Annotated in this window: 17 protein-coding genes and 1 pseudogene; 12 read left to right on the top strand and 6 right to left on the bottom strand. The window is 65.1% G+C overall.

Annotated elements, in window-relative coordinates; all coding sequences use genetic code 11:
- Positions 1-441: 441 nt before the first annotated feature.
- Positions 442-1,617 (top strand): UDP-N-acetylglucosamine 2-epimerase, encoded by a 1,176-nt coding sequence (gene neuC / locus ACP7AZ_RS17080; RefSeq protein WP_426039854.1) that lies wholly within the window; start codon positions 442-444, stop codon positions 1,615-1,617.
- Here neuC and ACP7AZ_RS17075 read toward each other — a convergent pair.
- Positions 1,614-2,327, bottom strand: a complete 714-nt coding sequence (locus ACP7AZ_RS17075) for a cytidylyltransferase domain-containing protein (RefSeq protein ID WP_426039853.1) — start codon at positions 2,325-2,327, stop codon at positions 1,614-1,616. The genes neuC and ACP7AZ_RS17075 overlap by 4 nt on opposite strands.
- A gap of 104 nt (positions 2,328-2,431) precedes the next feature.
- On the opposite strand from ACP7AZ_RS17075, the gene ACP7AZ_RS17070 reads away from it, so the two are divergent.
- The 6 genes from ACP7AZ_RS17070 (at position 2,432) to ACP7AZ_RS17045 (ending at position 8,164) form a co-directional block, all read left to right on the top strand.
- Positions 2,432-3,436, top strand: a complete 1,005-nt coding sequence (locus ACP7AZ_RS17070; RefSeq protein ID WP_426039852.1) for a GDP-mannose 4,6-dehydratase — start codon at positions 2,432-2,434, stop codon at positions 3,434-3,436.
- Positions 3,433-4,494 (top strand): nucleotidyltransferase family protein, encoded by a 1,062-nt coding sequence (locus ACP7AZ_RS17065; RefSeq protein ID WP_426039851.1) that lies wholly within the window; start codon positions 3,433-3,435, stop codon positions 4,492-4,494. Before ACP7AZ_RS17070 ends, ACP7AZ_RS17065 begins: the two co-directional genes overlap by 4 nt.
- 88 nt (positions 4,495-4,582) lie before the next feature.
- A complete protein-coding gene (locus ACP7AZ_RS17060; protein WP_426039850.1) occupies positions 4,583-5,371 on the top strand; it encodes an ABC transporter permease in 789 nt (262 codons plus the stop codon).
- A 149-nt stretch (positions 5,372-5,520) separates the two neighbouring features.
- Positions 5,521-6,582, top strand: a complete 1,062-nt coding sequence (locus ACP7AZ_RS17055) for a chain-length determining protein (protein ID WP_426039849.1) — start codon at positions 5,521-5,523, stop codon at positions 6,580-6,582.
- Complete coding sequence (locus tag ACP7AZ_RS17050; RefSeq protein ID WP_426039848.1) at positions 6,582-7,265, top strand: ABC transporter ATP-binding protein; 684 nt, start codon at positions 6,582-6,584, stop codon at positions 7,263-7,265. The genes ACP7AZ_RS17055 and ACP7AZ_RS17050 overlap by 1 nt, the downstream gene beginning before the upstream one ends.
- Positions 7,265-8,164 (top strand): hypothetical protein, encoded by a 900-nt coding sequence (locus tag ACP7AZ_RS17045; protein ID WP_426039847.1) that lies wholly within the window; start codon positions 7,265-7,267, stop codon positions 8,162-8,164. Before ACP7AZ_RS17050 ends, ACP7AZ_RS17045 begins: the two co-directional genes overlap by 1 nt.
- Here the strand turns inward: ACP7AZ_RS17045 and rfbC are convergent.
- Complete coding sequence (gene rfbC / locus ACP7AZ_RS17040; RefSeq protein WP_426039855.1) at positions 8,161-8,709, bottom strand: dTDP-4-dehydrorhamnose 3,5-epimerase; 549 nt, start codon at positions 8,707-8,709, stop codon at positions 8,161-8,163. The genes ACP7AZ_RS17045 and rfbC overlap by 4 nt on opposite strands.
- A 44-nt stretch (positions 8,710-8,753) precedes the next feature.
- Positions 8,754-9,584, bottom strand: coding sequence for a cell wall hydrolase (locus ACP7AZ_RS17035; RefSeq protein WP_426039846.1), 831 nt, complete (start codon positions 9,582-9,584; stop codon positions 8,754-8,756).
- 322 nt (positions 9,585-9,906) lie between these two features.
- Here ACP7AZ_RS17035 and ACP7AZ_RS17030 point away from each other — a divergent pair, with 322 nt between their 5' ends.
- Genes ACP7AZ_RS17030 through ACP7AZ_RS17020 form a run of 3 tightly spaced genes read left to right on the top strand, consistent with a single transcriptional unit; the run spans position 9,907 to position 12,659 of the window.
- Positions 9,907-10,590: a type II secretion system protein gene (locus ACP7AZ_RS17030; protein WP_426039845.1), complete on the top strand. Its 684-nt coding sequence runs from the start codon at positions 9,907-9,909 to the stop codon at positions 10,588-10,590.
- Complete coding sequence (locus tag ACP7AZ_RS17025; RefSeq protein ID WP_426039844.1) at positions 10,580-11,617, top strand: type II secretion system protein GspK; 1,038 nt, start codon at positions 10,580-10,582, stop codon at positions 11,615-11,617. The genes ACP7AZ_RS17030 and ACP7AZ_RS17025 overlap by 11 nt, the downstream gene beginning before the upstream one ends.
- Complete coding sequence (locus ACP7AZ_RS17020; protein ID WP_426039843.1) at positions 11,586-12,659, top strand: hypothetical protein; 1,074 nt, start codon at positions 11,586-11,588, stop codon at positions 12,657-12,659. The genes ACP7AZ_RS17025 and ACP7AZ_RS17020 overlap by 32 nt, the downstream gene beginning before the upstream one ends.
- Here ACP7AZ_RS17020 and ACP7AZ_RS17015 read toward each other — a convergent pair.
- The gene (locus ACP7AZ_RS17015; protein WP_426039842.1) at positions 12,604-13,065 is read right to left on the bottom strand and encodes a type II secretion system protein; all 462 of its coding nucleotides are present in this window, start codon (positions 13,063-13,065) and stop codon (positions 12,604-12,606) included. The genes ACP7AZ_RS17020 and ACP7AZ_RS17015 overlap by 56 nt on opposite strands.
- Positions 13,040-13,528, bottom strand: a complete 489-nt coding sequence (gene gspG, locus ACP7AZ_RS17010; RefSeq protein WP_426039841.1) for a type II secretion system major pseudopilin GspG — start codon at positions 13,526-13,528, stop codon at positions 13,040-13,042. The genes ACP7AZ_RS17015 and gspG overlap by 26 nt, the downstream gene beginning before the upstream one ends.
- 105 nt (positions 13,529-13,633) lie before the next feature.
- On the opposite strand from gspG, the gene ACP7AZ_RS17005 reads away from it, so the two are divergent.
- Both ACP7AZ_RS17005 and ACP7AZ_RS17000 read left to right on the top strand, forming a co-directional pair.
- Positions 13,634-14,287, top strand: coding sequence for a hypothetical protein (locus ACP7AZ_RS17005; RefSeq protein WP_426039840.1), 654 nt, complete (start codon positions 13,634-13,636; stop codon positions 14,285-14,287).
- Positions 14,288-14,809: 522 nt separating this feature from the next.
- Positions 14,810-17,158, top strand: coding sequence for a secretin N-terminal domain-containing protein (locus tag ACP7AZ_RS17000; protein WP_426039839.1), 2,349 nt, complete (start codon positions 14,810-14,812; stop codon positions 17,156-17,158).
- Positions 17,159-17,179: 21 nt separating this feature from the next.
- Here ACP7AZ_RS17000 and ACP7AZ_RS16995 read toward each other — a convergent pair.
- Positions 17,180-17,770: pseudogene (locus tag ACP7AZ_RS16995) on the bottom strand (IS5 family transposase); the annotation flags it as partial.
- Positions 17,771-17,926 lie beyond the last annotated feature (156 nt).

Raw genomic sequence — 17,926 nt, 5'->3', positions numbered from 1 at the left:
TTCGGCATTCCAGTTCACGCCGTTGCCGGACGCTTCCAGGTTGATGTCGTCGATCTTGTGGTAACCGGCGTCAATCGCGCCGTACCAGCCGTCCGGCTCAGCCGAAGCAGCACCAGCGGACAGGGCGAGAGCCGCCGCCGCGCTGGAAGCCAGGAACAAAGTCTTGAAACGCATGGGTGTGAGCCCTCCGCAGCCATAATTGATCATTGCGGCGGTCTCACCGCCTTTCGGGGTCATAACAGCGTTGCCGCAGGAGGTCGATAGGTTCCGAAGCAGTTCGACCGGTCAAACTGCAAGCGTGACGTTGAAGCTACAGGAGAAATCGGCGGCCCCGGTTTCACGAACATCGTTCTTCGGTCAGTTCTGCGGGCGTGATCGTCCCGCTATCTCGACGCGCCGAAGCCCGCTATGCCCGCGTGGCATGACGGGAACCATCAACGGATGATCGGGCCGAACAAGGGCATAGGCGTCTTCACGGCCACGCGGGCGGAGTACGGCCTGCTGCGGCCGGTGCTCGCCGCGATGGAGGCCTCGCCGACAATTCGCCCACATCTGATTGTCGGGGGCGCCCATTTGTCGATCCGGCACGGTGCGACCCTGGCGGAAATCGAGGCCGACGGACGGCGCCCCGCCGCCCGGGTTCCGTCGCCCATGGCCGGCGATGACGGCCTGTCGGCGGCGCAGGATATGGCTGCGACCCTGTCGGGCTGCGCCGAGGCCTATGCGGCACTGGATCTGGACGCCGTGCTGATCCTCGGCGACCGGACCGAGGCGCTGGCGGCGGCGGCGGCGGCGGTTCCGCTGGGGCTCCCTATCCTGCATCTAGAGGGCGGACACAGAACGGCCGGAGCGGTCGACGATGCGATCCGCCATGCGATCACCAAGCTGGCGGCCCTGCATTTCACCGCCGCCGAACCCTATCGCCGCCGCCTGCTGCAGATGGGCGAGGCGCCCGGGCGCGTCTTCACCGTCGGCACGACCGGCGTGGACAACCTGACCGCCTTCGGACGCAGCACGCCGGCGGAGGCGTCAGTCCTGACCGGACTGGACCTGCCGCCCGGCTTCCTTCTCGTGACCTTCCACCCGGAGACCCTCGGCCCCCTGTCGCCGGCAAGACAGATCGAGGCCTTCCTGGGCGGCCTGGCCTGTGTCGAGGATCGCGTCATCCTGATCACCCTGCCCAACGCCGACGCTGGCGCGGAGGCGATTCGGGGGGCGATCTCCGCCTTTGCCGCCGTCCGGCCAGGCCGGATCCGGATCGCTGAATCGCTGGGCGCGCGCGGCTACGTCGCGGCCCTGACCGCCTGCGCCGCCGTCATCGGCAACTCGTCGAGCGGTATGATGGAGGCGCCGGCCGCAGGCGTTCCGGTCGTCAACGTGGGCGACCGCCAGGCAGGACGGCTACTCACGCCAGGCGTCATCGACTGTCCGCTTGAGGCTGAAGCCATAGCCGAGGCGATCGCCCGCGCCCTGTCGCCCGCCTTCCAGTCCATGGCGCGAAGCCAGCCCGCCCTGTTCGGCGACGGCCACGCCGGAGAACGGATCGTCTCGATTCTGGAAGCGACCGACCTGAAGGGGTTGGCGCGAAAGCCCTTCGTCGATCTCGACGGCCTCTAGCGCCTTACGCTGTCCAGGGGCCCGGCCGCCTCGCCCCGAACATGGGGCCACAGCGCCTCGCAAACGGCGAAGTCGAAAGCCGTGTCTACATCCCAGCCCCGTTCGGGGGGCATCAGATGCGCCAGGGTGTCCGGACCGACGAAGGTGCGCCGCTCCAGCAACGATCCCGGCCGTCCGACATAGACGGCGCCGTTGACCACCACCGGCTCGTCGGGTCGCGGTGCGTCCGGACGGAAGAGGCGGCCTTCGGTCACCCGTCCGTAGAAGGTCTGGGGTTTCAAGACCGGAGAGACTCCGATCACCGCAGACGCTCCGCTGGCGTGGCAGAGCCCGACCGCCGCATCAATGTCGGCGCCAAGGCGAAGCGGCGAGGTCGGTTGCAGCAGCACGACATAGTCCCAGGACCCGCCCACCGTCTCCAGTGCATGCGCGACGGCGTCGATGACCGAGGCCTGCGGTCCCGACAGGCTGTCCGGGCGGCGGAACGGCGGCGGGAATCCCATTTCGGCCGCGACGGCGGCCACGGCCTCGTCGTCGGTGGAAACCACGACCTGATCCAGTACGCGGGATTCGCGACAGGCCTCGAGGGTCCAGGCCACCATCGGCCGACCGGCCAGCGGACGGACGTTCTTGCCAGGCAGACCCTGCGATCCGGCGCGCGCGGGAACAAGCCCCAGAACCCGTCCGGCGGATGCGCCCTCGCCGATCATGTCCGTCTCCGTGACGCGCCAGTACGTGTCCTTTAGACTCTGATTCGGACCGTCCGGGCGCAATCACGCCGCCGGATGGCGTCCCTGCGGACGGCGGGTCTTTCGTGAACGTCGAAGCGATCATTGGCGCCCTGAAGGGCCGACCGGTCCTGGTCACCGGAGCGGGCGGCTTCATCGGCAGCCGGCTGTGCGAACGGCTGGTGGAAATCGGGGCCGAGGTCCGCGTCCTGGTCCGCTACACCTCGGACGGCGACGCCGGCTGGCTGGACCGTTCGCCGATCCGGGGCGAGATCGACGTCCGACGCGGCGACCTCGCCGATCGCGACAGCGTGTTTGACGCCGTCCGCGACCGCGAGATCGTCTTCCACCTCGGCGCCTTGATCGCCATTCCCTATTCCTACCTTGCGCCCGAGAGCTACGTCCGCACCAACATCCTCGGCACGCTGAACGTGCTGCAGACCGTGCGCGAACTGGGCGTCGCCCGCCTGATCCACACCTCGACCAGCGAGGTCTATGGCTCGGCCCAGTTCGTCCCGATGACGGAGGCCCATCCGCTGGTTGGCCAGTCGCCCTACTCCGCCTCCAAGATCGCGGCCGACAAGCTGGCCGAAAGCTACCATCGCTCGTTCGGAACGCCGGTCGTGACCCTGCGGCCGTTCAACACCTTCGGCCCTCGCCAGAGCGCGCGCGCGGTCATCCCCGCGATCGCGGTCCAGCTGCTGGCCGGACGACCGGTCCGCCTCGGCGACAGCCGGCCGACGCGCGACTTCGTCTTCGTCGACGATACCGTCGATGCCTTCCTCAGGGCCGCGGCCCTGCCGGGGATCGAGGGTCTGACTGTCCATACGGGCGGTGGCCGCGAGATCGCCATCGGCGACCTGCCCGCCATGATCGCCGCCGCCGCCGGCTTGCCGGTGGAGGTCGAGGCCGATCCGCAGCGCATGCGGCCCGCCGCCAGCGAGGTCGAACGCCTGCACGCGGACGCCTCCCTGGCGAAGGAACGGCTGGGCTGGACGCCGTCTATCTCGGTCGAGGAAGGTCTGGCCCGGACGGTCGCCTTCATTCGCGACAATCCAGCGCTCTATCGTCCTGCGGAGTATGCGGTGTGACCCCCGCGGGCGACATCGCCGAAAACCTGCTGGGGCCCGACGCCCCCCTGCTCGACGCCATCGCCCGGCTGGATGCAGTCCGTCGCAAGCTGATTGTCGTCGTCGACGAGGATCGCCGTCTTCTGGGCAGCGTGACTGACGGCGACATCCGGCGCGGTCTGCTCCGTCGCCTGCCGATGGACGCTCCGATCCGCGAGGTCATGAACACAGCGCCGGTCTCACTTCAGATCGACGGTTCCGACATCGTGGCCCTGCAGCGGCTGGAGGAGCGCGGCGTGACCCTGGCGCCTCTGCTGGACCGGGCCGGGCGGGTTGTCGGCCTCTATCCCGACACGGTCGGCACGCCGCGCCCCCGGGACAATCTGGTGGTGATCATGGCCGGAGGTCGGGGTGTTCGTCTCGCGCCCCTGACCCAGACCTGTCCCAAGCCGATGCTGAAGGTGGCCGGACGCCCCCTGCTCGAGACGATCATCGAACGGCTGAGAGCCCAGGGTTTCGGCCGCTTCCGGCTCGCCGTGAACTACCTTGCCGAGATGATCGAGGATCATTTCGGCGACGGCGCGTCGATGGGCGTCGAGATCGAGTATCTGCGCGAGGACCACCCGCGCGGCACTGCCGGGGCCCTGTCTCTGGTGCGCGATCCCGTAACCAGCCCCATGTTGGTCATGAACGGCGACGTCCTGACGCGGATGGCCTTCGGCGGCCTGATTGACTTCCACGAGGAGCACGGCGCCCGGGCCACCCTGTGCCTGCGCGAGCACCAGTTCCAGGCCCCGCACGGCGTGGCCGAGGTGGACGGCGTGCGGATGACGGCCCTGCGCGAAAAGCCGACCTTCCGCTGGCTGGCCAACGCCGGCGTCTATTGTCTGGAGGGATCGGTCCTGTCGCGGATTCCGGCTCAGGGGCCCTATGACATGCCCGAACTGCTCGCCGGCCTCGCCTCGGACGGCGAGATGGTCGGAGCCTATCCGATCCACGAGTACTGGCTCGACATCGGCCGGCCGCCGGACTTCGAGAGCGCCCAGACAGATTTCGGCGCGGTGTTCGCCTCCGATTAGGGCTCTAAGCTCGCCGGGGGCCTTGACCTCCGATTAAGCCCAGCTCATTCAGCCCTGCCGTACTTACTGTTGGGCTTGGACAGCGAGAGTGACAGGACAGATGGTTTCAGGCGCGATCGAGCGACAGTGGCGAATCGTTAGCGCCTTGATCATGCGTGAGATGACCACCCGCTTCGGCCGTCAGGGCTTGGGCTTCGCATGGGTGATCGGCGAGCCCCTGCTTTTCTGCTTTGGCGTCCTTATCTTGTGGACGGCGACCAAGCCTGCTTACGAGCACGGCGTTCGCTTGGCCCCGTTTGTGATGACCGGCTATATGTCGATCATCCTGATGCGGCACTTCCTCAGCCTGCTTGCCAGCGCGATCCAGGCCAATCTGGGCCTGATGTATCACCGCGAAGTTGCGCCGCTACATCTACTGATCTCCCGCGCCCTGCTCGAACTGGGGGGGGCTACAGGCGCTTTCATGGTTGTTTACGGCGTGCTCCTAGCCCTCAACCAGGTCAGCCTGCCTCACAACTACCTTCTCCTGTATTGCGGCTGGCTTTTGCTCGCGTGGACAGCGCTGGGTTTCGCGCTCCTGCTTACAGGTCTGTCGATGCGTTACGAGCTCATGGAGAGGCTGGTGCCGGTGATCGGATACATTCTGGTTCCGATCTCCGGCGCGTTTTTCATGGTGTCCTGGCTTCCCGGACCCGCGCGAGAACTAATTATGTTCATCCCGTTCGTGCATGGAATCGAGATGCTTCGGTCGGGCGTGTTCGGTGAGTTCGTTCCGACCTACTACAACTGGCCGTACGCCCTTTTTACCGGCGCAATCATGAACATCGGGGGCCTTTTGATAATCTCGGCCTCGCGCGATCGCATCGAAGTCGAATAAGAAGTCCCTGCCCGGAACAAGACCTTCAAGGTCCAGACAGAACGAATATGGCCGAAGCTCAAATTAACTACCTGGGTCCAATACCCGAGGCGCTCACTTTCAGAGAGGAGCGCAAGCCATGGTGGCGTCGGCTCCCGGTCGGATTCCTGATGGTCGTGGCCCTGCCGACCCTGCTGGCGGCGATCTACTATCTGCTGATCGCCACGCCCCGCTATGTTTCGGAGGCGCGCTTTATCGTCCGGGCGTCGACCCAGTCCCAGCCTTCGGCGATCGGCATGGCGTTGCAGGGCGTGGGACTGTCCACCGCCCCATCCGACGCCTTCGCGGTCCACGAATACATCAAGTCGCGCGACGCCCTGCGGGAGCTCGGTCGCCGCTACGACATCGGGGCCATCCTGAATCCTCCAGGAGCCGACGCCTTCTCCCGCTATCCGCGTCTGTGGGACAGCCGCGGCGAGGAAGGGCTCTACAAGGGCTTCAATCGCTTCGTCGTCGTCGGGTATGACTCGACCACCGGCATCTCGACGCTTCGGGTCGAGGCCTTCCGCGCCGAGGATGCCCGTCAAATCAACCAGGCCCTGCTTGCTTCCGGCGAACAGTTGATCAACCGCCTGAACGAGCGCGCCATGGGGGATGCGGTCTCCGAAGCCCAGACCGCCCGCGACGAGGCCCGTACCCGCGTCAGCGACGTTCAGCAGCAGTTGACGGCCTTCCGCAATCGCGAGGGCTTCATCGATCCAGAACTGGCGGCCCGCGAAAGTTCATCCCTGATCGGCGGTCTGATGGCGACCGTCGCACAGCTACGCGCCGATCGCGCCCAGCTCGCCGGCGAGGCGCCGCAGAGCCCGCAGTTGCCGATCCTGGACGGTCGAATCGCCGCCTATGAGCGCCAGATCACCGCCGAACGCGCCAAGGTCGCCGGCGCTTCGACCTCGCTGGCGCCGCGCGTCGGCATCTATACGGATCTGGAACTGCAGCGTGAGCTGGCCAACCGCGAACTGGCCGAGGCGACCTCCGCCCTGCTTTCCGCCCAGCAGGAGGCGCGTCGCCAGAAGCTGTACCTCGACAGGATCGTCAATCCGAACCTGCCGGACAAGGCGACCCAGCCACATCGCTGGACCGCGATCCTGACCATTTTCGCCTCGGCCATGCTAATCTACGGCGTGGGCTGGCTGGTCTGGGCCGGCGTACGTGAACACCGCCAGGACTGATGACCGCTGCCAACGATATCGTCGAGGCACCCGGCCTGCGGGTCGCCCACCTCGGCAAGACGTTCCACGGAGCGACGAGGCCGGTGTTTTCGAACATCGACTTCACGCTCGGGAGGAGCGGACGGTTGGCCATCCTCGGCCGTAACGGTCAGGGCAAGTCGACCCTGATCAAGATGCTGGGCGGCATCCTGCCCCCGAGTGAGGGCCAGATCGTCTGGAACATGTCCTCGTCCTGGCCGATCGGCTTCGGCGGCGGGTTCCAGGGAAGCCTGTCTGGCCTCGACAACATCCGCTTCCTCGCCCGGCTCTATAACCGCGAATACAAGGAGACGCTGGATCGGGTCGACAGTTTCGCCGAGCTGGGCCGCTCGCTGCGCCTGCCTGTGAAACACTACTCCTCGGGCATGCGTGCGCGTCTGGCCTTCGGCCTGTCGCTTGCGATCGAGTTCGACTGCTATCTGATCGATGAACTCGTTGCGGTAGGCGACGCACGCTTCCAGCAAAAATGTCAGGACGAGCTCTTCCAGCACCGCAAGGACCGCGCCTACATGATGGCGTCGCACGATACGCACATGGTGGCCCAGTACTGCGATCGGGCGATCATCATCGAGAGCGGTAAGTGCAAGATCTTCGAGGACGTGCAGGAGGCTGTGGAGATCTATTCCTGGCTTCGGGCCGCCTGATGACCGACGCTCTTCTTTGCGTCTTGGTCACACCCTCAGCGGCGGGCCTCGCCTGGCGTGGGGCGCTTGTAGAGCGCGCCTCGCAACTTGGTTGGTCGATCACCGACCTGGCCGGCGGCACCGAGGCGCTGGTTACGGACGGCCTGGTGTTCGCCAACGATCACCTTTCTATGCAGGCTTTTCCGCCCTCGACCAGGGCGGTCCTCGTCGATACCACCGCCACCGATCCCGTGGATCCCTCCGTACCGGCAACGCTAGAGACGGTAATGCTCAGATCTCAGGTTCTCGTGCAGGCCGAGATCGCAGCCACCCACGGAGCCGCCGTCCTGAATGCCGCCCGCTATACGCTCAATTTTCCCGGCCTGGGCTTGGTTGAACGCCGCGATGGCGCGCCATACCGTATCCACCCCTCGGTCTCCGAGTCTCCGCTCGCGCTGTTCGACGACCGCGCGCCCGGGACATTCGCCAACTGGAGCCCTCGCTGGTTTGTCTACGGAGGCGGGTACGACGGGTCGGACGATGAGCCCCAGATCGACATGACTGGTCGGATGCGGCCGATGGTCCACGGCCCCTACATTCATCTCCCGCCGGGTCGCTGGCGAGTAAATCTGAACTTCACGGTCGATCCGGAAAAGGCGCACGCACCTCTGCTCTTCGAGTGGGGCTCTGGGGTGGAGTTCTGCCGCATCATGACCGAGATCAGGCACAGAGGAGCCTATTCCGTCAGCCTGGACCGCGTCTGGACGCAGCCTGAACCAGTCCAGCTGCGCATCTGGCCGGCCCACCCCGTTTTCCAGGGCAAGTTTGGGTTCCTGGGTTGCCGCGTCACCCGTGTTGCTGTGGACGATCCGGCTCCACTGACGCCGACGGACCGCATCGTCGACGCCGCCGTCGTTTAGGCCCGATTCAAGCGGATCGCTCCGCCAGCGTCATAGGCGAAGGGACTCTCCAGCGTCGAAAGCAACGGCAGACCGACGTCCTTGTCGGAAACGATCGGACCATCCGCTGGAAGCGGCCAGTCGATCCCCAGTGCCGGATCGTTCCAGGCCAGCCCCGCGTCGGCTGAGGGGTTGTAGAAACTGGACACCTTGTACGACACAATCACGTCGTCGGTCAGGGTCACGAATCCATGAGCGAAACCGACCGGTACGAACAGTTGCTCGCCCCGGTCAGTCAGTTCGACCGTCACGCAGTGCCCATAGCTGGGCGATCCGGCCCGTAGATCGACGACCACATCGAAAATCCGCCCCTTGAGACAGGCTACGAGCTTCGCCTGGGCCGCGGGCGGGCGCTGGAAATGCAGGCCCCGCACTGTTCCTGCGCTTCGCGAGTACGACTGATTGTCCTGCGGGAAGTCACAATGGATCCCCAGCGCGACCAAACGCGCCAAAGAATAGGTCTCGCTGAACCATCCTCGTTCGTCATGGTGACGAAGAGGCTGGATCAGGAGCGGCGTCGAAACCGCACCGATATCGCGCGTCGCGCCGCTCAGGGTCGCGACGCCGCGTTTTGGCTTTCCGGCTGGGCCGCCGCACTGCTCATTGCTTGGAACGCTCGATCCAAAGCATCGATTCGGACAAACTGAAGTCCCTGGGTCGAAGTCTGGGCCGTTCGAGCGGGCGCGGCCGCGCCGGGGGTCGACCCGCCGGCTAGGGCCGCGCCATAGAAAATGTGAGCCCCGATCTGGCGGACGCGCTCCAGCCGCGCGCCCCACGAGGGACGGACATAGTTCGCGTGGTAGTTCACAGAGTCGCCGGGAAGCAGGCTCGTGGATCGGCCGTCATAAACCTCACGTGCAATCCTCTCGGCGCGGGCCCACTTGCGCATATCGATGGGATAGCGACCGATCGCGCCGTCGCAGGTGAAGGTGAACTGGCAGGTGCGGCTGTTGCGCTGATAGACGACCGCACACACCGAACGCGGGTAGGCGCCGCTGCGGCTTCGGTTCATCACGACCTCGGCGACGGCCGCCTGCCCCTCGGCGCTTTCGTTGCGGGCCTCATAGTAAACGGCCTGTGTCAGGCACTCGACCTCATTCGTCGGGACCCTGGCCGGCGTGGTGAGATCCAGACGGGGCGGCGTGTAGCCGCGTCCGGCGCGACGCACGGTCCCGCCGGTGAAGGCCGGCGGCGAGATCGTCGAGTGATAATCTTCATCTATTGCAACCTCCCCTGCGCCGATGGCATCGGCGACGCGAGCTGGGGCGACCGACCGGGTTCCCGACGTAGCGACCGCAGCAATCCGGGCCGCCTGAGCGTGGCGCGGCGCGGCGGGCTGGACGAGACGAGCTCCCTTTCCCGAGCGCAACATCTCGCTCATTCGGAAATTCAAACGCTGTCGGCGTTGCTGGGCGGTTTCCGGCGCTGGCGTCCCCTCGACAGGCGTAATCGCTGCGGTCAACTCGGCCGCGCGGACACGCTCCGACTGCGCGGCCGTCGCCGCGAACACCAAACCCACAAAGCAGACTGCCACGCTGGCGGCGATTTTCAGTCCTCTGGCGTTCAACTCAGACACCCCACGTTCGGGATGTTGATACCAGTCGCGCGTCCGTGCGCCAAGCGGGGCCGCAGGCACGGTTCAGTCAAGCCATGAGGGCTTACTCGACACGATGCTGTCTAATATCTCCTGCCTCGTGGTAGGTATGGCGAACGCAGGAAGGAAGACCGCATCGGTCACCGTCCGTCGGGCATCCGCTGGGAGACTTCGTCTGAAACCGATCCGTCTAGGCTTTTCCCTCATCGAGGCCCTGGTGGTCCTGGCGATCAGCGGAATGGCCCTGGCCGTGATCTTCACGATCGGAACCAAGGCCGGCGACACGGGATTCGGTCTCGGTCGGCGAGCCATGGCCGCATCGGACAACGATATAGCGATCAGCGATCTGAGAAGCATAATCCGCAGTGTCGCCCTGCAGCCGCCATCGACGTTCCAGATGCAAGGGGGAACGCCGGTTTCGGGCCGTGGAGATCGTCTTGAAGCCCAGGTCGTCATGGAACGCGCCAATCAGTGCGGTCCCCTAGGCTGGGCCGGCCCGATCGTGCTGTCGGTCGTGCTTGATCGCGATCGCAGTCAACTGCTCTGCGAGGCCGGAGGGCGTGTCAGCGTCCTGCTCGACCTGGGCGGCTCCGCCGGGTCCTTTTCTTATTCCCGCGACGGAAGGAGATGGACGCGCGCCTATACGAACCTGCCCCAGGACGCCGCCCAGGCCACCGATCTGCGATCCGAGACCGTCTGGATTCGGTTCGCTTCGTCCAGTGTCGGCGACGTAGTGGAAGTCGCCTCATCAGGACCGCCCGAAGCGTGGGTCAGGTTGAACGATGGCCTCTGATCGTTCGGGATTCGCACTGCCCGCCGTGCTCGCCGTCACCGGCGTAGTGACCATCATTTTCCTAGTCGCCATAACTGCGCTTTCCAGCCTCAACGGCGAGGCGCGCTCTGCTCGTGAGCGTGTCCGCTTCCTGCAAAGCGCGCTCACGGCCGAAGCCGCTATTCAGTTCATGGCTGCAACAGAACCCTTCGGGAACGCCGCCCTGATGACCGGAAGCCCCCGGCGAACGGCATTCAGTGACGATCTCTACACGGTAACTCCTCCCGGGGTGGAGGGCGCGGCCGTTCTTCTCGATGGACACCGCTACGAGATCGAGGCTGCAGGCCCTTATGCGCATCCGGTCTTTATTTCGCTGCAGGACCAGGGCGGCATGCTCAATCTCGCCCATATGGACGGGGTGCAACTCGAACGCCTAGGCTCCTTTATCGGCCTCCCGGCCGATGTGAGCCGCAATCTGGGCCCCCTGTATCTTGATTACGTGGACGCCGACGATCTGGAAGAGATCAACGGGGCCGAACGACCCCGTTACGACGGCGGGGGACCGGCTAACCGATATCTGTTGAGGGGATCGGAGCTTCTATCGCTACTGGGCGTCAGAGAGGGCAGCGCCGCTGCGCGCTGGCGAGAAGTGCGCGACGACATCGCGGTCGATCATCGTAGGGCCGTAGTCAACGTGAATACAGCAAGCGCGACCACCCTGGAGATCCTGTTCGGCATTTCGCGGCAACAGGCTCAATCCGCCGTCGGGGCCCGCGAGCGGTCGCCCTTCCTCTCAATGACCGATTTCGTGGCCGCGAGCGGCGGGATCGTGCCTTACGACGAAAGCCAAGTCCTAACGTTTCCTGCCGGAAGAATCGTCTACTCGATCGCGGACACCCAATCCGCTTGGCGTTATCGCGCCAGGCTCACCCTGACGCCCTCGTCCGCGGAGCGTCCATTCTGGGCCAATCAGACGGAAATGACAGAAGCTTCCGGGACCGCTATGGCAAGCAGAGATGCAGATCGATTTCCTTTCACCCCCCGCTGAGCGGTTGCGTGCGGACGGCACGTTCGAGACCGTCTTTGTCGGCGGGCTTCTGGGACGACTACGCCCGCCAGTCGTGCTGCTCGCGCGCGACCTGTGCACCTTCGCGCTGTTCGAAAGCGGCAGTCTCCCGGCGAACCGTCGTCGGCAGGCGGCACGGCTCTATGCCCGCACCGCGTCCCCCTACCTCGTCAGCGGTGCCGCCCTTGTGAAGTCCACGCCCGATTTCGCGATCTGGTGGTGGGACCTTGAACGCATCCTGCCCATGACAGCCGGTCGGTACCGGACCGAACCGGTCCTGCGGCCCGAAACCGTGGCGCAACCGCGGGGCTCGTCCTGGCGGATCGTCAGGCTGGACCGTGGCTACGAGGCCCAGCTCTGGCGCGAAAAGGGTTTGATTGCTTCGGTCTGGCAAAAGGAGCGTTTCGACGTCTCGGCCTGGACGCGCTTCGTCAGGCTTCAGCGCAATGCGCCACCCGCGGCGGAAGGGCCGCCTCCTGCGGAAACCCTGCCCATCGCGGCGGACAGCGAGGCGTTTTCGCTGTCGCTGGCCCACGTTTCCCGGGAGCAGGCTGCGATCGTGGCCAGCAGCGGCTTCGCTTTGGTCGTCGCCTGTTTCGTCGCCTTGCTCTTCGGTCAGGGTTTCCAGCTTGCGGCCGATGCCCGGTCGATGGAAAAAGAAACGGCGGAAATGCGGGCACAGACCGCTCGGCCCGAGGCGTCGCGTGCGCGGGCGGCTGACCGCCAGAAGCTGGCAGCCTATCGCCAAATTGAACAGCGCACCAATCCTGTGAGCGCTGCGGGGGCCGCCATCGGCATCGTTGCCCTGCTAGACCTGACGCCCCGCGCGGTCGATGCGGACGAAGACACCCTGACCCTGACCCTACCCTACTCGGCTGTGAACGCGGCCGACGAATTGGTTATGGAGTTCGAGAACTCCGGCTATTTCACCGAGGTCCAGCCGCGCACGAACGCCTCCAGTCAAACGATCATCTTTGAGATGAAGGTCGTGACGGGAGCCGAACCCCTGTCTGCAGGCGAATGAAGCGGCAAGTCGATCCGTCCGACTGAAGCGCCATAACAATGATGTCGTCCTTGATCAGATTGACCGAGGCGGGGGCGCACACCCCGCCCTCCGCAATCTTGAGCGCCGGAGCCACCGTATAGCGCCACGGAGCCCTGAGCGGGACGATGTGAGCCCCCTCCGGCAGCGGAAGCGGCGTCGCGGGATCCACGACCGAAGCCGCGGTGCCTGTTCGGTTCGCCTGCCTACGCAGGTCCGAGACCTCGCGCTGGAATTCGAAGAAGACGGCGTGCGAGGTCGCCTGATCCAGCATCCGCGCGGAGCTTGGCATGATCACAGCTGTGCTCAGGCCAAGAATGACCAGCACGACCAGGATTTCCATCAGGGAGAACCCCGACGGTTTACCGGGCTTGATCGGAGTTAACATCGGCGTTTATGCCCTCGCCGCCTTCTTGCCCGTCAGCGCCATAGCTGATGACGCGGGCACGAAGCTCCGGCGCTCCGACAGCTCCGGTCGCCTCGGCCGAAGGCGCGACATAGACATAGGGACGTGCCCAGGGATCGGACGGCAGAGCCTTCTCGAGATAGGGGCCGGACCAGCCGGGCACCTGGGCAGGATCGGCCAGCGTGAGCAGGCCGAGGCCTTCCTGTTGGGTCGGAAGGCGACCGATGTCGAGACGCATCGTTTCCACGGCGGCTTCCAGCGAACGGATCTGAAGCCGGGCCGTCGTCGTCTTGGAGCGATCCAGTTGTGCGAACAGTCGAGGTCCGACCACGGCGGCGATCAGGGCTATGATCGCAAGCACTACCAGGATTTCTAGCAGGCTGTATCCGGCACGTCGGCGAAGAAGGCGCGACTGGCGCGCAGGAATGCGACACAGGATCGTCAAGCGGGTTGTCCCGAGGTTTAGGCTGTATACGGCCGGTGAGCGGTTGGTATATCCTACGACCGCAAGGCGGTCGATCAAAAGAATGCCTTAAGTCCCGCTGACGCCATGGGTTTGTCCGCTATAATCGCTACAACGATCTCGCCTCTGATCGCCCAGGTTCGTGTGCTGCAGGCTCGCCTTGCGCGCACGACGTCACGCGAACGTCTGCTACTTGGCGGACTGGTTCTCGGCGCTCTCATCTATGGTCCGATCGCTGCGATGGACTGGCGCGCACAACAGGAAGATCGCTACACAACGGCCCAGGCGGACCGGTCGACGGCCAGTCTCGCTCTTTCAGCCTCGCGTCGCATCAGCGCCGAGGCGCCCGATGAGGCTGCGATCGAGGACATGCAGACCTGGGGCTTCGAGGCCAGCAACATCGCCATCGCCCAGGTCCAGATCGAACAACGCCTGGTGGAGGCCGCGACCGACGCAGGGCTTGCCAATGTACGGATCACAACCGACGCCGAGATCGAGGCCATCGGGCCGACCCAGTGGCTGGGCGGAGAGGTGCAGGCGGACCTGCGCTGGACCCCGACATTTGATTTTCTGGAGTCTCTGGCCCAGTGGCCCGAAGGCTTTAGGGTCACCCAGTTCCGCTATGAGATAACGACGCCGGCCGATTTTGTCTCGACCGAACCCGGCTTCGTTCCGGCGGGCCGCATCCAGATCGGCCTCTCCTTCCCCGTGAAGGTGGCGAACGGGGAGCCGACGACGTGACACGCTGGCTGGCTCTCGCCATTTCGCTGGCAATCGTCCTGGCCTTCCTAATGGGCTGGCTCTTCCCGGGCCGACCGGAAGCGCCCCTCGGCGTCACACGGGGTGCCGGAAGTCGCGCCGAATTGACTCTTCGACCAGGGGACGGTTCCAATGTTGCCATCCGGTTCCTGCGCACCCTGCGCAGAGATCCGGCTCCACCACCGCCGCCCCCCCCGCCGGTCGTTATTGCGCCGCCGCCTCCCCCGCCCCCACCGGACGTCTCGGTCGTATTCAAACAGGCGCTTAGCGGCATCGAACGCGATCCGGAGACGGGCGCGTTTCGTGCCCTAGTGCGCGACCCTGCCGCCCCGTCGCCTCAAATTGCCGCCATGAGCGTGGGTGCGCGCTTTGGGGACGGTTGGCGCATCAGAGAAATTTCAGCAGATGCCGTCACACTAGCCAAGGGCCGCGAAGTGCGCGTCGTCCGGCTCTTCGGCTGAGCGAACTGGAGAAGGCATGTCTGTCGTGAGTTCTGGAGGCGCAATGCGTCACCACATCCCGTTAACCTTGGCGCTTCGCGCGTCGATCTGCCTCGGCGCGATCGTGGCTCTTGCCGGCTGTGCCGCCTTCCCGACCCTTACGGCCGTCCCGGCGCGGCCGGACAGCAGCGAGACGCGAGTCCAGGATCAGGATCAGGATCAGGATCAGGATCAGGCGCCCTTCCAGAACGGAGCCTCGACATCCAATCGCTTCCCGAACGGAGGGGCGTCATCGAACCGCGGCACGCCGTCGTCGATCATCGATATCCCGAATGCGGCCGCTCCCGCTCAGAGCCGTTCGCCGGCGACAGATCAGCAAATCGCCGAGCTGGTGGGCGATGAAATGGTCGACGCCACCCTGGCTCCCCAATCGATCCCGCAGTTCGTCGCGACCGCTTTCGGCACCGTGATCGGCGTGCCGTTCTCGATGACCCCCGACGTAGCCGTACGCAATGAAGTGATGGCCGGCGGCACCGGCGGCTCGATCAGCAAGCGCGACCTGTTTCGCCTGACGCAGCAAGCCCTCAAACAGTATGGCATCGACGTCTACATCGAGAACGGTTTCGTTTCGGTCGGCAATGCCACCTCATCCAACATCGGGGCTAATGTCCTGCGTGATCGTTCGGTGACGCCGAATGGCGCGCGTGTCGTTCAGTTCTTCCCGGTTCAGACGATCGACGTCAACGTCCTGCAAGGCCTGCTGACTGATCTGTTCCCGAACCTGACCGGCGCCCGGATCACGCCGGACTCGCTAAGTAACAGCCTGCTGATCTCCGGCCCCGGTCGAGAGGTTTCCCAGGTCGTGCGCGTCCTCAGGGAAATCGACCAGCCTCGTTTCGCCGGCAGCCAGGTTCTGCGGGTTCAGCCCGTGTTCTGGTCAACGGACAACCTCGCCGCCTCACTCGAACAGGTATTGGTGACCGAGGGTTATGTGGTGTCGCGGCAGGCCCTGGCGGCGCGATCCATCGTCATTCTGTCGTTCCCGTCGGCCAACCAGCTGCTGATCTTCACCCGGGACCCGGTCCTGCTTGAGCGCGTGAAATACTGGGTCGATACCCTTGATCGGCCTGCGGCCCTGGGCGACAAGCCCTCGACCTTCGTCTACCAGGTCCGGAATACGGACGCCCAGTCCCTGGGCCAACTCGCAATCGGCCAGCCGCCGACCGGCATTCAAGTGCAAGCCCCCGTCGGCGTGGCCGGCACCCCGCCTGCGGGCGGGGTGCCGGCGACTTCAGGGACCTCCGGCACACCTGGGGCCTCGGGTGCGTTCTTGGGTGGGCGTGTCCTGACCGATCCCGTCGGAAACCGGATTATTTTCACTGGAACCGCTTCGGACTTCGACCAGTTGCGAAACCTGATGCAGACGCTGGATATTCCGGCGCCCCAGGTCGTTATTGAGGTGATGATCGCCGAAGTCACGCTGAGCGATGTCACGCGCCTCGGGATCAACTTCTCCGGAAACGAAACCAATGGCGACGGCACCACCACGATCGGCACCGAAGGGATCACCTTGGGGGCCGGCGGTGTGCTGGCGACGTTCGTCGGGCCCGAGTTCCGGGCGCGCATCAATGCCGAAGCGTCCAACCGCCGAATCAACATCCTGCAGCGGCCGCAACTCGTCGTGCGCAGCGGGGGCACGGCGCGGTTCCAGGTCGGCACCGATGTGCCGATCATCACGTCCCAGCGCGCCACCGATACATCCCAGAACGGTAACGGCACGGATGTCCTGCAAAGCGTCCAGTACCGCCAGACCGGTGTCATCCTGGACCTGAAGCCCGTCGTCTATGGCGACCGGGTCGACATCCAGATCAGCCAGGAAAATTCCACGGCCGGCGCGGCGCCGGAGGGCATCTCCAGCCCGACGATCCTGAACCGCAGCCTGACGACCCAGATCGCCATCACCGATGGCTGGACCGGCGTTCTGGGCGGGCTGATCGCCAACAACTACTCCAAGACAAACGGCGGGGTGCCATTCCTGAAAGACATTCCGCTGATCGGATCGGCCTTCCAGAACAACAGCGTCGAGGGCGATCGGACCGAGCTCCTGATCCTCATCACTCCCTATATCGTACGCAACGACGAGGACATGGCGGATTTCGCCGAGCGCTACGCCAGCGACATGAATGCCGCGTTCCGGACGGGCCGCGGCTGGTCCTACACCCTGACGCCGTTCTCGCTGGGGGCTAACGTGCGCGGCGTGGGGATCGATCTGCCCAGTCCGAACCGGCCGTCCGACGCCAGTCCGCGCATCTCTCGCGAGGAGCCGGTGGTGACGCAGGATCCCTCGCCGGAGCCACCACCCGAGAACGGGGCGACGGCCGCGCCAGCCATCTTGGTCGTCCCGACACCATGAGACGCTAGGTTCTGTTGACCGTTACCTGAGCCATCTGACGCTGGCGGCGAGTGTGACGATGGCGAGGCAGTTCCTTGCGGCCTTCTCGAAGCGCGTGGCGACCCTTGGGAACCGTTTGGGCTTTGAGAAGCAGCAGCCGACCAGGTGGCGCGGGGTGAAGAGGGCCTTGTCGAGCGGATATTTTCCGGCCCGCTACGGGTTGTTGGGAATGACCCGATCGCGCCCTTGTCGGCGATGGCCTGGCGGAGGTGACCGGCGTCATAGGCGGTGTCGGCCATGACGACCTAGGCAGGCAGGCCCTGGATCAGGGCTGCGGCCTCCGCGGCGTCGCCTTTCTGTCCGGCCGTCAGAGTTAAAAGCGCACCGGGTTGCCCAGGTCTCGGACGGCCATGTGGATCTTGGTGCTTAGACCACCGCGTGAGCGACCGATGGCCTGATCTTCAGATCTCCTTTTTTTGCACCCGCTGAGTGCTGGTGGGCGCGGATGATGCTGGAAGCCACTATCATACATTCAAAGTCGGGATCATCCGACCTCGCTTCGGAGATGCGCCACCAGACGCCTTTCTCGCTCGATCGGTGGAACCGCATGAAGACGCTGTTCCACTCCCCGAAGTCTGATCCTCCCTCGTTTCAGTGGACACCCATGCTCGCTTTTCGGAGCTGGAGAGGAGTGTCTGATGAGTGTTCAACGCCGGGTGTTTCCGGAATCGTTCAAGCGGGAGGCCGTTGATCGGGTCGCCAACAGCGGGCTGAGCGCCGGCGCAGTGG

The organism is Brevundimonas sp. DC300-4 (genome assembly GCF_049897365.1).
Classification (GTDB): domain Bacteria; phylum Pseudomonadota; class Alphaproteobacteria; order Caulobacterales; family Caulobacteraceae; genus Brevundimonas.
The sequence above is the reverse complement of the archived record's forward strand: the minus strand, read 5'-3'. Positions and strand labels throughout refer to the sequence as shown.

Coding starts and splice junctions, on each gene's coding strand:
- ACP7AZ_RS17030 (WP_426039845.1), top strand. CDS start 9,907: ATGGCGAACGCAGGAAGGAAGACCGCATCGGTCACCGTCCGTCGGGCA.
- ACP7AZ_RS17075 (WP_426039853.1), bottom strand. CDS start 2,327: ATGATCGGCGAGGGCGCATCCGCCGGACGGGTTCTGGGGCTTGTTCCC.
- ACP7AZ_RS17045 (WP_426039847.1), top strand. CDS start 7,265: ATGACCGACGCTCTTCTTTGCGTCTTGGTCACACCCTCAGCGGCGGGC.
- ACP7AZ_RS17000 (WP_426039839.1), top strand. CDS start 14,810: ATGCGTCACCACATCCCGTTAACCTTGGCGCTTCGCGCGTCGATCTGC.
- ACP7AZ_RS17005 (WP_426039840.1), top strand. CDS start 13,634: ATGGGTTTGTCCGCTATAATCGCTACAACGATCTCGCCTCTGATCGCC.
- ACP7AZ_RS17035 (WP_426039846.1), bottom strand. CDS start 9,584: ATGAGCGAGATGTTGCGCTCGGGAAAGGGAGCTCGTCTCGTCCAGCCC.
- ACP7AZ_RS17020 (WP_426039843.1), top strand. CDS start 11,586: ATGCAGATCGATTTCCTTTCACCCCCCGCTGAGCGGTTGCGTGCGGAC.
- ACP7AZ_RS17055 (WP_426039849.1), top strand. CDS start 5,521: ATGGTCGTGGCCCTGCCGACCCTGCTGGCGGCGATCTACTATCTGCTG.
- ACP7AZ_RS17025 (WP_426039844.1), top strand. CDS start 10,580: ATGGCCTCTGATCGTTCGGGATTCGCACTGCCCGCCGTGCTCGCCGTC.
- ACP7AZ_RS17050 (WP_426039848.1), top strand. CDS start 6,582: ATGACCGCTGCCAACGATATCGTCGAGGCACCCGGCCTGCGGGTCGCC.
- neuC (WP_426039854.1), top strand. CDS start 442: ATGATCGGGCCGAACAAGGGCATAGGCGTCTTCACGGCCACGCGGGCG.
- ACP7AZ_RS17015 (WP_426039842.1), bottom strand. CDS start 13,065: ATGTTAACTCCGATCAAGCCCGGTAAACCGTCGGGGTTCTCCCTGATG.